Consider the following 12422-nt stretch of genomic DNA (forward strand, 5'->3'; position numbering starts at 1 on the left):
CTTCGGGAAAGACGGGTGGCGCAGATCAAAGCCCAGAAGGTCAGAGGCCGGATCGTCCAGCCCCACCCGCCCCGCCTCGACCAGGGTCATGAAGCCCAGCGCCGTGACCAGTTTCGAGATCGAGGCGATGCGGGCCGGGCTGGCCGGCGACAGGGCGCGTCCGCCGACGACATCGGCGAGACCCCGGGCCACGGACTTCTGCACGTCCCCGCCCCGGAACCGGACCCCGGCCAGGGCCGGCAGGGCGGCAGACAGGTCGCCCTCGCCCTGCAGCAGTCGGTCATAGGGATCGGGCGTCCCGGCCCCCAGGCCCAGGGCGGCGACGGCGGTCAGCAGCGTGCGGCGGGTCGGCATGGGGTCTCCGGATCAGGCTCCGAAGACTGGCGCCGTCAGACCGCTTGCGCCACCGTCCTCGTCCGCTTCCAGGCCCCGTAGGCGAAGACCACCACCCCGGCCCAGATGAACAGGAAGGACAGGGCCCGCAGCGGGGTGAAGGCCTCGCCGAGGGCGATACCGATGCCGAACTGCAGGGTCGGACCGATGAACTGCAGAAAGCCCATGGCGCTGAGCGGCATGCGGCGCGCCGACCAGGCGAACAGGGCCAGGGGCACGACCGTGACCGGCCCGGCCAGCAGCAGCAAGGCGCTGACCCCGGTGCCCGCGCCGAAATGGCCCGCCCCGGTCGACTGCAGGTGCAGCACATAGATCAGGCCCGGCACGGCCAGATAGGCACACTCGATGAACAGGCCGGTCTGGGCGTCGGCCTTCACCTGCTTGCGCAGGATGCCATAGAGGCAAAAGCTCAGGGCCAGGCCCAGGGCGACCAACGGCAGGTGGCCCAGGGCCGCCGTCTGGATCGCCACCCCGATCGCGGCCAGACCGATGGCGATCGCGCCCTCGCGGCTGATGCGCTCGCGGAACAGGACCGCCCCGGCCGCCATGGTCATCAGCGGGTTGATGTAATAGCCGAGGCTGGCCTCGATGACGTGCCCGGCATTGACCGCCAGCACATAGATCGACCAGTTGATGAAGATGGCGGCCGTCGAGCAGGCCAGGATCAGCAGGGTCCTGGGCTGGCGCAGCACGGCTGCCACCTGCCCCGCCTGCCGGGCCAGCAGCACGGCCAGAAACGCCCAGGGCGCGGCCCACAGGGTACGGTGCGCGATCATCTCCCACGGGCCGACGCCCTGCAGGGCCAGGGCGTGGAAATAGAGCGGCAGGAAGCCCCACAGGGTGTAGCAGCCCACGGCCGCCATCAGCGCGGTCCGGCTCTCGTCAGGGGTCTTGGTCACATCCGCCGACATGGCGTCGTCCTTTGGTCAGAATCGAAAAGGGCTCCCGGAACCCTTAGGTCCCGGGAGCCCCTGAAACGTCCACCCGCTATTTGCGGACGGGAGTCTTAGGCCGGGAGTTTCTGCCTGATGAGACCCTTCTCATGCAGCAGTTGCGCGATCTGCACGGCGTTCAGGGCCGCGCCCTTGCGCAGGTTGTCGGCCACGCACCACAGGGCCACGCCGTGCTCGACGGTCGGGTCGTTGCGGATGCGCGAGACATAGACCGGGAACTCGCCGGCGCTTTCCTTCGGCGTCATGTAGCCGCCGTCCTCGCGCTTGTCGACGACCACGACGCCGTCGGTATCGCGCAGGATCTCGCGGACATCATCTTCGTCCAGGGCAGTCTCGAACTCGATGTTCACCGACTCCGAGTGGCCGACCATGACCGGCACGCGGACGCAGGTGGCGACCAGCTTGATGGCCGGATCGAGGATCTTGTGGGTCTCGACGGTCATCTTCCACTCTTCCTTGGTGAAGCCGTCGTCCATGAAGACGTCGATGTGGGGGATGACGTTGAAGGCGATCTGCTTGGTGAACTTCTTGGGCGGCGGCGCGCCCAGCACGAACACACCCTTGGTCTGGTCCCAGAGCTCGTCCATGCCTTCCTTGCCCGCGCCCGACACCGACTGATAGGTCGAGACGACGACGCGGCGGATCCTGGCTTCCTTGTGCAGGGCGCTCAGCACCACGACCAGCTGGGCGGTCGAGCAGTTGGGGTTGGCGATGATGTTCTTGGGCAGGTGATCCACTGCATCGGGGTTCACCTCGGGCACGACCAGCGGCACGTCCGGATCCATCCGGAAGTGGCTGGAATTGTCGATCACGATTGGACCGGCCGCGCCGATCTTCTCGCCCCAGGCCTTGGAGATCGACCCGCCGGCGCTCATCAGCACGATGTCGACCTTGGAGAAGTCGAACTGCTCCAGGTCCTCGCAGCGCAGGATCTGGTTGCCGAACGAGACCTCGACGCCGATGGATTTACGAGAGGCGATGGCGTGCATTTTCTCGACGGGGAATTTCACCTCCTCGAGGATGTTGAACATCTCACGGCCAACATTGCCCGTGGCGCCGACCACGGCGACCCGGTAACCCATAGCGGTCTCCAATTCGATTGTCTTCCGACCCTGGAAGATGGCGACCCGTTACGCCCCCAAAGCGCCCGAGGCAAGGCAAGGGTTTCTGCCAGCGCTGATAGGACAGGCCGGGTGCGGCAAGTTTTCACCAGTTGAAACGGACCCGCTCCGCCTTCACGAAATCCACGAAGGCCCGCAGCGGGGCCGGCATGTGGCGGCGGCTGGGATAATAGAGCAGCGGCCCGGTGAAGGGCGGCAGCCAGTCTTCCAGCACCGCCTCCAGCCGGCCCGCCGCCAGGTCCTCGGCCACGAAGTCCTCGAAGGTGGCGATCAAACCCACGCCGGCCCGGCAGGCCGCCAGCTCCAGATCGATGCTGGTCGAGACCAGCGGGCCGGTGGGGCTGACCTTGATCACCTCGCCGTCCTTCTCGAACTCCCAGGGGTGGCTGACCCCGCTGGGGAAGCGGTGCCGGATGCAGGCGTGGTCGAGGATCTCGCGGGGATGGGCGGGCCGGCCCCGGGCGGCGAAATAGGCCGGAGCGCCGGCCACCACGAACCGCTGCGGCCCGGCCAGGGACACAGCGATCATGTCCTTCTCCATCCGCTCGTCATAGCGCACCCCGGCATCGAAGCCGGCCGCCAGCACGTCGATGAAGGTGTCCTCGGCCGTCACCTCCACCGAGACGCCGGGATGGGCCGCCAGAAAGCGCGGCAGCAGCCCGGGCAGGATCACCCGGGCCACGACGTTGGGCACGTTCAGCCGCAGGGTCCCGGTCGGGCTGTCGCGGAAGGCATTGACCTCGTCGAGGGCCAGGGCGACGTCGGCCAGGGCCGGGGTCAGGCGGTCCAGCAGGGTCTGACCGGCCTCGGTCGGCGTCACGCTGCGGGTGGTGCGGTTCAGCAGCCGCACACCCAGCCGCGCCTCCAGCCGCCGCACCGCCTCGCTCAGCGATGAGGCCGAGACGCCGCGCACGGCGGCCGCGCCGCGAAAGCCCCGGGCCCGGGCCACGGCCGTAAAGGCATCCAGATCGGCGAAATCAGCCTGTTGCATTGTGCGAAATTCCGAACGGGTCGTGCAGGTTTGAGCGGATTATCGCACGACATGTTCAGGCGCATAACCCTCCACACAGACCCCAGCCCCCGGAGAGACCCCCTTGAAGACGCATCAGCTCGGCCAGACCGGTCCCGTCGTTTCCGCCTTCGGCCTCGGCTGCATGGGCATGTCGGACATGTACGGCCCCAGCGACCGGGCCGAGAGCCTGGCCACCTTCGACGCCGCCGTCGACCAGGGCGTGACCCTGATCGACACCGGCGACTTCTACGGCATGGGCCACAACGAGCTGCTGATCGGCGAGGCCCTGAAGCGCCATCGTCGCGAGGACCTGGTGCTCAGCGTCAAGACCGGGGCCCTGCGCGATCCGGCCGGGGCCTTCCTCGGCTACGACAGCCGTCCGGTCGCCCTCAAGAACTTCCTCGCCTACAGCCTCAAGCGCCTCGGCGTCGACTACATCGACATCTACCGCCCCTCGCGGCTGGACCCGTCCGTGCCGATCGAGGACAGCATCGGCGCGCTCGCCGAAATGGTCCAGGCCGGCTACATCCGCCACATCGGCCTGTCGGAGGTCGGGGCCGCGACGATCCGCCGGGCCGCCGCCGTCGCGCCGATCGTCGACCTGCAGATCGAGTATTCCCTGGTCTCGCGCGGCATCGAGGCCGACATCCTGCCGACCTGCCGCGAGCTGGGTATCGGCATCACCGCCTATGGCGTGCTGTCGCGCGGCCTGATCAGCGGCCACTGGACCAAGGCCGGTGCCGGCGGCGGCCGGGACTTCCGGGCCATGAGCCCGCGCTTCCAGGGCGACAATCTCGACACCAACCTGGCCCTGGTCGAGGCGCTGCGCGCGGTCGCCGAGGCCCGGGGCGTGACTACCGCCCAGGCCGCCATCGCCTGGGTCGCCAGCCGGGGCGACGACATCGTGCCGCTGATCGGGGCCCGGCGTCGGGACCGTCTGGCCGAGGCCCTGGGGGCCCTGAGCCTCACCCTGTCAGACGAGGACCTGGCCGCCATCGCCGCCGCCGTGCCGGCCGGGGCCGTGGCCGGCACCCGCTACGCCGAGGCGATGATGGCCCACCTCGACAGCGAGCGCTGAGCGCCCACTCGCGTCGGCCCCTAGGGGCGCTTGGGCTGGAAGTCCGGCGCGCCGAGGGCCTGCAGCAGGAAGGCCTGGACGTCGGCGGCCTGGGCGTCGCGCTGGGCCTTGGTCGAGCCGATGCCGTGGCCGGCGTCGAAATCGACCCGCAGGCGCACGGGGCCGCCGGTGCTGGCGGCCTGCAGGCGCGCGGCCAGCTTGGCCGGCACCCAGGCCGGCACCCGGCCGTCGTTCATGCCGGCGGTGATCAGGATCGGCGGATAGCGCACCCCGTCGACGACATGGACCAGCGGGCTCATGGCCTTGAGGGCGCGGTAGCCTTCCGGCGTGGCGACAGAGCCGAACTCGGCGACATTGGCCGGACCACCGGGCGTGGTCTCGAACCGCAGCATGTCGGTCATCGGCACGCCCATGAAGGCGGCGGCGAACAGGTCCGGCCGCTCGGTGACGGCCCGGCCGATCAGGATGCCGCCGGCGCTGGTGCCCGATCCGGCCAGGCGGTCTTTCGAGGTATAGCCCTTGTCGATCAGGGCCTCGGCGGCGGCGATGAAGTCGCGCCAGGTGTTGGGCTTGCTGGCTTCCTTGCCGGCCAGGTGCCAGGCCTCGCCATATTCGCCGCCGCCCCGGACCACGGCCGAGGCATAGATCCCGCCGCGCTTCACGAACGGGATCAGGCGGGCCGAGAAGATCGGATCGCTGGAGACGCCGTAGGCCCCATAGCCCTCCAGCATCGTCGGGTTGCGGCCGTCCAGCTTGAGCGACTTCAGGCGCATGATGTCGACCGGAATGGCCGTGCCGTCGGCGGCCTTGCCCACGATCCGCTCGATGACGATGTCGGAGAGATCGACCGGCATCGGCTCGGCGAGGGCCAGGCTCTTGGCCGGGCCATTGCCGCCGAACTGGAAGAGCTCCGACGGCCGGGCCCAGGACTCCAGGCCCAGGACCGCTCCGGGCCGGTCCGGATCGCTGGTACTGAAGCCAATGGCGGCCGGGAACGGCGTCGCAAGGCGTGACAGGCTGCGGTCCCAGCCCAGCCGCTGGACCTCATAGGCTCCGCCCTGGGCCCGGATGACATAGAGCCCGTCCGCGGCCGGGGTGGCGGCGACCAGGGCACCGCCGTTGCCGGAGGCGATTTCGGGGGCATGGGCGAAGTTCGGGGCCTTGAGATCAAGGTCGATCAACCGGCCCAGCGGCGCATTCAGGGTCGTCGCGACCCAGGCACGGTCGCCGCGCACGACGGGAACGGCCGCCTGGTCACCGCCCAGGCCCAGCAGCATCAGGCGGTCTTCCGCCCCGGCGATCTTGCGCCAGACGGGCTTGCCGGCCGCAACCGCAGAGGCCGGCGACACCCAGGCCAGTCCGTAGGGCGAGACCCCGTCAAAGAGGAAGGCGAATACCCAGTCCGAACGGGTCGGCCAGTAGAGCAACGGCCCGCCATCACGGCCCAGCGTGCTGTCCGGGCGGCTGGCCTCGAAGACCAACTGGTCGCGGGCCGGATCCTCGCCGACCACATGCCGCCAGAGGGCCTGGTCCTTGAAGCGCTCCTCGGGACTGTCGCCGGGCTTCAGGGCCTTGAGGCGCGAATAGTAGAAGCTCTTGCTGTCGGGGGCCCATTCCGGCAGGGCAAACCGGGTCCCGTCGATGGCCTCGGCCAGCACCTTGCCGGTGGCGATCTCCATCACGTGAAGGACCGCATCCTCCGAGCCGCCGCGGCCAATCGTATAGGCCAGGTAGCGATTGTCCGGCGACGGCGAGACGGCCTGCAGGCTGGCCGCGCCGCCCTCGTCCGACAACCTGTCGGGCGCGATCAGTTCGCGGACCGGTCCTCCGGCGACGTTGCGGACATAGAGCCGGTTTACGGCCGCCCCGGACGGGCGCTTCTGGAAATAGAGCTGGTCACCGCGCTGCACGGGCCGCGACGGCACGACGGCGGCGGCGCTGATGGCGGCGATCTCGTCCCCCAGGGCCTTGCGGCCGGGCAGGGCGGCGATCTCGCTGCGGGTGACTGCATCCTGGGCCTTCATCCAGGCGTCGAACTCGGGCGGACGGGCCTCCATCCAGCGATAGCCGTCGACGACGGCCTCACCGAAATAGACATCCGTGACAGGCCGGACCGGCGCGGCCGGCGGCTGCTGCGCCAGGGCCGGCAAGGCCACAGCCGCACTCAGACCCAAGGCCAACAAGACCTGTCGCATGGCGTGTCCCCCTCACCGTCCAGCCGCGGCGATCAGGCTTGGAAAACCGCCGTTCGTCAAGAACCGGCGGGGGTCTCGCCGAGCAGGTGTTCACGCCATGCGGTGCGCAGCACCTTCTTGTCGATCTTGCCGGTCGCGGTCAGGGGCACGGCCGCGAACACCACGTCATCCGGCGTCCACCACTTGACGATGCGCGGGGCCAGATAGTCGAGCACCTCGGCCCGGCTGAGCGCGACACCCTCATGGGTCTCGATGACCAGCAGCGGCCGCTCCTCCCACTTGGGATGCGGCACGCCGATCACGGCGGCGATCTTCACGCCCGGGCAGCCGACCGCGACATTCTCCAGATCGATCGAGCTGATCCATTCGCCGCCCGACTTGATCACGTCCTTCTGGCGGTCGGTGATGCGCATGAAGCCATGGTCGTCGAGGGTGGCGATGTCGCCGGTATCGAACCAGCCGTCGGCCTCGGCGGCATCGGCCTCCTGGCGGAAATAGCGCTTCACCACCCAGGGGCCGCGCACCTTCAGCGCGCCCGAGGTCTCGCCGTCGCGCGGGGCATCGCTGCCGTCCTCGGCCTCGACCTTCAGCTCGATGCCGAACTGCAGCCGGCCCTGGCGGGTCCAGATGGCCTCGTCCATGGCCTCTTCGCCCAGGGCGGCCAGCGACGGGGTCGGGGTGGCGACCACCCCGATCGGGCAGGTCTCGGTCATGCCCCAGATCTGCAGGACGCTGACGCCATAGAGCCGCTTGAACGTCTCGGCCATGGCGCGGGGCACGGCGCTGCCGCCGATCACGACGCGCTTCAGGCTGCCCGGCCGCTGGCCGGTCTGGTCCAGCCAGGTCAGGTACATGGTCCAGATGGTCGGCACGCCGCCGGTGAAGGTGACGCCCTCCCCCTCGATCAGGGCATGCAGCGAGGCTCCGTCCATCTTGTCGGCCGGCAGGACGAGCTTGGTCCCGCAGATCGGGGCACTGAACGGCAGGCCCCAGGCGGTGGCGTGATAGAGGCTGGAGCACGGCATCACCACGTCGAAGGCGGTGAAGCCGAAGGCGCTGTTGAGGCCGCCGGCCATGGCGTGCAGCACCACCGCCCGGTGTGAATAGAGCACGCCCTTGGGGTCGCCCGTGGTGCCCGAGGTGTAGCAGAGGAAGGCCCCGGCATTTTCGTCGAAGCTGGGCCAGTCGATCGCATCAGCCTCGCCGGCGATCAGGCCCTCGTAGCTGAGCGCCCCGACCGTGCCAGGGCTGGTGCGCTCTTCGTCCGACAGCATGACGAAGGTCTGCACCGTCGTCAGATGCGGCGCGATCCGCTCGACCAGGGCCGCGAAGTTACGATCGAAGAACAGAACCCCGCTTTCCGCGTGATTGATCGTGTAGATGATCTGCTCGTCGAACAGCCGCGGATTGGCCGTGTGCAGTACCGCCCCGATCCCGGGCACGGCATAGAACAGCTCCAGGTGCCGGTGGGTGTTCCAGGCCAGGGAAGTGACCCGGTCGCCGGGCTGGACGCCCAGCCGCCGCAGCGCATGGGCCAGCCGGGCCGAACGGCGGGCCAGACCCGCATAGTCATAGCGCCACAGGGGCTCGTCGATCAGCTTGGAAACGACTTCGCGCGCGCCGTGGGCCTGCCGGGCATAGGTGAGAATCCCGCTGATCATCAGCGGCGTGGTCTGCATCAGGCCCGGTGTCATGCGCGGCGCTCCCCTTTTTGTGGTTGGGAGGAGCGTAGGGCGTATGGCGGGGGTTGGGGAAGAGGGTGCAAGGACGGACGACGTCACCGCATCGTCACCGAAAGCCGCCTAGTCTTCAGCGGGCTCCGGCTCTGCGAACAGGGGAACACATGAAGCCGCCGATCAAACGCCTGGCCGATCTCAAGCCATCGTCAGGCCGCGCCGAGGCCTATGCCCGGCCTGCGCCGATGGTGGCGCGGCGCAAGAGCGCCAAGGTCCTGACCGACGAGGAACGCGCGGCCTTTCTGGCATCGCGACCGGACCTCGCCCCGAAGGCCTGAGGCCTCGGGGCGGCGGCCTCAGAGCTGGGCGAGGACCGCGTCGCCCATCTCCACCGTCGAAAGTGTCCCGCCCAGATCCCGGGTGCGGGCCCCGGCGTCCAGGGCGGCCTTGACGGCGGCCAGCAGGGTATCAGCGGCCGGGGCCCGGCCCAGCGACCAGCGCAGAGCCATTTCGAACGACAGGATGGCGGCCAGCGGATTGGCCACGCCCTGGCCGGCGATGTCGGGAGCCGAGCCGTGGATCGGCTCATAGAGACCGGGCTTGCCCGCTGCGCCGAGCGCCGCCGAGGGCAGCATGCCCAGCGAGCCGGTCAGCATGGCTGCCGCGTCCGACAGGATGTCGCCGAACAGGTTGTCGGTGACGATGACGTCGAACTGCTTGGGGGCGCGGACCAGCTGCATGGCGCAGTTGTCGGCCAGGATGTGCTCCAGCTGGACATCCGGATATTCGCGGGCGTGCAGGTCGGTGATCACCTGCTTCCACAACAGGCCCGACTCCATGACATTGGACTTCTCGGCCGAGTGGACCTTGTTTGTGCGACCGCGGGCCAGCTCGAAGGCCACGCGTCCGACCCGCTCGATCTCGCTGGTCGTGTAGACGGCTGTGTCGAAGCCCTTTTTCTGGCCGTCCGGCAGGTCCTCGATGCCGCGCGGCTCACCGAAATAGACACCGCCGACCAGTTCGCGGACGAACATGATGTCGAGGCCCGAGACCAGCTCGGTCTTCAGGCTGGAGGCCCCGGCCAGGGCTTCGAAACAGTAGGCCGGGCGCAGGTTGGCATAGACGTCCATCGCCTTGCGCAGGCCCAGCAGGCCGGCTTCCGGGCGCAGGTGACGCGGCGCGTCCTTCCACTTCGGCCCGCCGACGGCCCCCATCAGCACCGCGCCGCTGGCCAGGGCCCGGTCGCGGACCTCGTCGGTCAGGGGGGTGCCGTGGGCATCATAGCTGGCCCCGCCATAGATGGCCTCCTCGACCACCAGATCGGGCGTGAGGGCCGCTGCGACGCGACGCACCTGCTCGCAGACCTCGGGACCGATGCCGTCACCCGGCAGGAGGAGAAGCGTGGACATGGGAGGCTCTCTTCAGATCTTGCGGCTTAGATTTCGCGGTAGTCGGAAACGTCGAAGGACGACATGCGGCGGTCGCCAACGCCCAGATCGGGCCAGCTGGCCCGCCAGGCGGCCATGTGCGGGCTGGCGCGATGAAACGCCAGGGCGTCTTCGTCGACGAAGTGCTCATAAACCCGGATCAGGCCCGGATCGAGGGGATCTTCGGTCAGGGCATAGTCGAGGCAACCGGGCTCGGCGCGGCTGGCCTCGACCTGGGCCCGCAGGTGCGGACGCAGATCAGCCAGACGCTCGGGCGGGAGGCGGATGGTGCCGGCGAGGATGATGGTCATGGGTGTTGTCCAAGATACTTGTCATCCCGGCCGTAGCGCAGGGGAGAGCCGGGACCCAGGGGCAACCGCAATGCGCCGCCCCCTGGGTCCCGGTTCTACGCGCTTCGCGCTTGACCGGGATGACAGTTTTTAAGGCCTCAAGCTTCCAGCCAGGGCCGGTCCAGCGCCCGCTTGCTTTCGAAGACGTCGATATCGCTGCCGTGCAGCAGGGTCTCGCCGATGGCGTCGAGGCCGCGCAGCATCTTGTCCTTGCGGACCGGATCGATCTGGAAGGCAAAGGTCTTGCCCGAGGGCGAGATCACGGTCTGGGCTTCCAGGTCGATGCTGACCATGTGGTTGCCGCCCTTGGCCTCGTCCATCAGCTGGGCGACCTCCTCGGGGGCCAGCACCACCGGCAGCAGGCCGTTGCTGAAGCAGTTGTTGTAGAAGATGTCGGCGAAGCTCGTGGAGATCACGGCCATGATCCCGAAGTCCATCAGGGCCCAGGGGGCGTGCTCGCGGCTGGAGCCGCAGCCGAAATTGTCGCCGGCGATCATCACGGACGCGCCCTTGTACTCCGGCCGGTTCAGGACGAAGTCGCTGATCTCCTGGCCTTCGCCGTCGAAGCGGAAATCGTAGAACAGCCCCTTGGCCAGACCCTCGCGCTCCACGGTCTTGAGGAACTGCTTGGGGATGATCTGGTCGGTGTCGATATTGGCCAGCGACAGGGGGACGGCACGGCCGTCAAGGCGGATGAAGGCCTGCATCAGACAGTCTCCTCGAGGAAGGTCCGCACATCCACCAGATGGCCCGCGATCGCCGCCGCCGCGGCCATGGCGGGGGACACCAGATGCGTGCGGCCGCCGCGGCCCTGGCGGCCTTCGAAATTGCGGTTGCTGGTCGAGGCGCAGCGCTCCTGCGGGGCCAGCTTGTCGGGATTCATGGCCAGGCACATCGAACAGCCCGGCTCGCGCCAGTCGAAACCGGCGGCCTTGAAGATGGCGTCCAGCCCCTCTTCCTCGGCCTGTTCCTTCACCAGGCCCGAGCCCGGCACGACCATGGCGCGCACGTGGTCGGCGACCAGACGGCCGTGCAGGAAGGCTTCCTGCACCACGGCGGCGGCGGCACGCATGTCCTCGATGCGGCTGTTGGTGCACGAGCCGATGAACACCCGGTCGATGCGGGCTTCCGAGATCGGCTGGCCGGCGGTCAGGCCCATATAGTCCAGCGCCCGGTGGGCGGCGGCGCGTTTGTCCGGGGTGGCGAAGCTTTCGGGATCAGGGACATTGCCGGTCACCGGAATGACGTCCTCGGGCGAGGTGCCCCAGGTGACCATCGGCACGAGGGCCGATCCGTCGATGACCACGGTGCGGTCGAACACCGCGCCCTCGTCGGTGGAGAAGGTTTTCCAGTGGGCCAGGGCCATCTCCCAGGCCGCGCCCTTGGGGGCGGCGGGCTTGCCCTGGATATAGGCGAAGGTCTTGTCGTCCGGGGCGATCAGCCCGGCCTTGGCCCCGCCCTCGATGGTCAGGTTGCACAGGGTCATGCGGCCTTCCATCGACAGGGCCGAGATGGCCTCGCCGGCGAACTCGATGACATAGCCGGTGCCGCCGGCCGTGCCGATGGCCCCGATCACGGCGAGCGCCACATCCTTGCCGGTGACGCCGGGGCCGAGCTGGCCGTCGACGCGGACCAGCATGTTCTTGGCCTTTTTCTGGCGCAGGGTCTGGGTGGCCAGGACGTGCTCGACCTCGGAGGTGCCGATGCCGTGAGCCAGGGCCCCGAAGGCCCCGTGGGTCGAGGTGTGGCTGTCGCCGCAGACAATCGTCATGCCAGGCTGGGTGCGGCCCTGCTCGGGGCCGACCACATGGACGATGCCGTTGCGGATGTCGCCCATCGGGAAGAACTCGATGCCGTTGTCGGCGACGTTGCGGGCCAGGGTCTTCAGCTGCAGCCGGGCCTCTTCGTCGGCTACGGCATCGACGCCCAGGCCCTGGCCTTCGGTCGGGATATTGTGGTCGGCCACGGCCAGGGTGCGGTCGGGACGGCGCACCTTGCGACCCGCCGCGCGCAGGCCGGCGAAGGCCTGGGGCGTGGTCACCTCATGGATCAGGTGCAGGTCGATATAGAGGATCGCCTCGCCGCCGGTTTCGCTGACGAGGTGAGCGTCCCAGATCTTGTCGTACAGGGTTCTGGGCGCGGATTGGGGGGAGGGTTGGCCGGACATGGCGGGGATATAGGGCGGATCATGCGTGAAAATCCAGTCCCGCCCCCGGG

The 12422-nt window shown here is 68.9% G+C and carries 12 protein-coding genes; 2 read left to right on the plus strand and 10 right to left on the minus strand.

Features of this window, described 5'->3' with window-relative positions; genetic code table 11:
• The 4 genes from DBR10_RS04730 to DBR10_RS04745 form a co-directional block, all read right to left on the minus strand.
• Window positions 1–354: serine hydrolase (locus DBR10_RS04730; protein ID WP_146187820.1), on the minus strand; the 354-nt coding region annotated here is incomplete at its 3' end.
• Window positions 355–389: 35 nt separating this feature from the next.
• Window positions 390–1304 (minus strand): EamA family transporter RarD, encoded by a 915-nt coding sequence (rarD, locus tag DBR10_RS04735; protein WP_108503709.1) that lies wholly within the window; start codon window positions 1302–1304, stop codon window positions 390–392.
• Window positions 1305–1399: 95 nt separating this feature from the next.
• On the minus strand, window positions 1400–2428 hold the full coding sequence (locus DBR10_RS04740) for an aspartate-semialdehyde dehydrogenase (RefSeq protein ID WP_108503710.1): 1029 nt from the start codon (window positions 2426–2428) through the stop codon (window positions 1400–1402).
• Window positions 2429–2552: 124 nt separating this feature from the next.
• Entirely contained in the window at window positions 2553–3458 is a 906-nt protein-coding gene (locus DBR10_RS04745; RefSeq protein ID WP_108503711.1) for a LysR family transcriptional regulator, read from the minus strand.
• A 103-nt stretch (window positions 3459–3561) separates the two neighbouring features.
• On the opposite strand from DBR10_RS04745, the gene DBR10_RS04750 reads away from it, so the two are divergent.
• A complete protein-coding gene (locus DBR10_RS04750; RefSeq protein ID WP_108503712.1) occupies window positions 3562–4557 on the plus strand; it encodes an aldo/keto reductase in 996 nt (331 codons plus the stop codon).
• Window positions 4558–4577: 20 nt separating this feature from the next.
• On the opposite strand, the gene DBR10_RS04755 is transcribed toward DBR10_RS04750, so the two are convergent.
• Together DBR10_RS04755 and DBR10_RS04760 are read right to left on the minus strand one after the other, a co-directional pair.
• Window positions 4578–6752, minus strand: coding sequence for a prolyl oligopeptidase family serine peptidase (locus DBR10_RS04755; protein ID WP_108503713.1), 2175 nt, complete (start codon window positions 6750–6752; stop codon window positions 4578–4580).
• A 56-nt stretch (window positions 6753–6808) separates the two neighbouring features.
• On the minus strand, window positions 6809–8446 hold the full coding sequence (locus DBR10_RS04760) for a long-chain fatty acid--CoA ligase (protein WP_108503714.1): 1638 nt from the start codon (window positions 8444–8446) through the stop codon (window positions 6809–6811).
• A 149-nt stretch (window positions 8447–8595) separates the two neighbouring features.
• Here DBR10_RS04760 and DBR10_RS19245 point away from each other — a divergent pair, with 149 nt between their 5' ends.
• Window positions 8596–8766 carry a hypothetical protein gene (locus tag DBR10_RS19245; RefSeq protein ID WP_177486171.1) on the plus strand — a complete coding sequence of 57 codons (171 nt, stop codon included), beginning with the start codon at window positions 8596–8598 and terminating at the stop codon, window positions 8764–8766.
• Between the two features lie 18 nt (window positions 8767–8784).
• Here DBR10_RS19245 and leuB read toward each other — a convergent pair whose 3' ends face one another.
• The 4 genes from leuB to leuC form a co-directional block, all read right to left on the minus strand.
• A complete protein-coding gene (gene leuB / locus DBR10_RS04765; RefSeq protein WP_108503715.1) occupies window positions 8785–9837 on the minus strand; it encodes a 3-isopropylmalate dehydrogenase in 1053 nt (350 codons plus the stop codon).
• A 26-nt stretch (window positions 9838–9863) separates the two neighbouring features.
• Entirely contained in the window at window positions 9864–10166 is a 303-nt protein-coding gene (locus DBR10_RS04770) for a putative quinol monooxygenase (protein ID WP_108490442.1), read from the minus strand.
• 137 nt (window positions 10167–10303) lie between these two features.
• Window positions 10304–10912, minus strand: coding sequence for a 3-isopropylmalate dehydratase small subunit (gene leuD, locus DBR10_RS04775; RefSeq protein WP_108490441.1), 609 nt, complete (start codon window positions 10910–10912; stop codon window positions 10304–10306).
• A complete protein-coding gene (leuC, locus tag DBR10_RS04780; protein ID WP_108503716.1) occupies window positions 10912–12372 on the minus strand; it encodes a 3-isopropylmalate dehydratase large subunit in 1461 nt (486 codons plus the stop codon). Before leuC ends, leuD begins: the two co-directional genes overlap by 1 nt.
• Window positions 12373–12422: the final 50 nt, after the last annotated feature.

Source organism: Caulobacter sp. HMWF025 (genome assembly GCF_003060965.1).
Classification (GTDB): Bacteria; Pseudomonadota; Alphaproteobacteria; order Caulobacterales; family Caulobacteraceae; genus Caulobacter.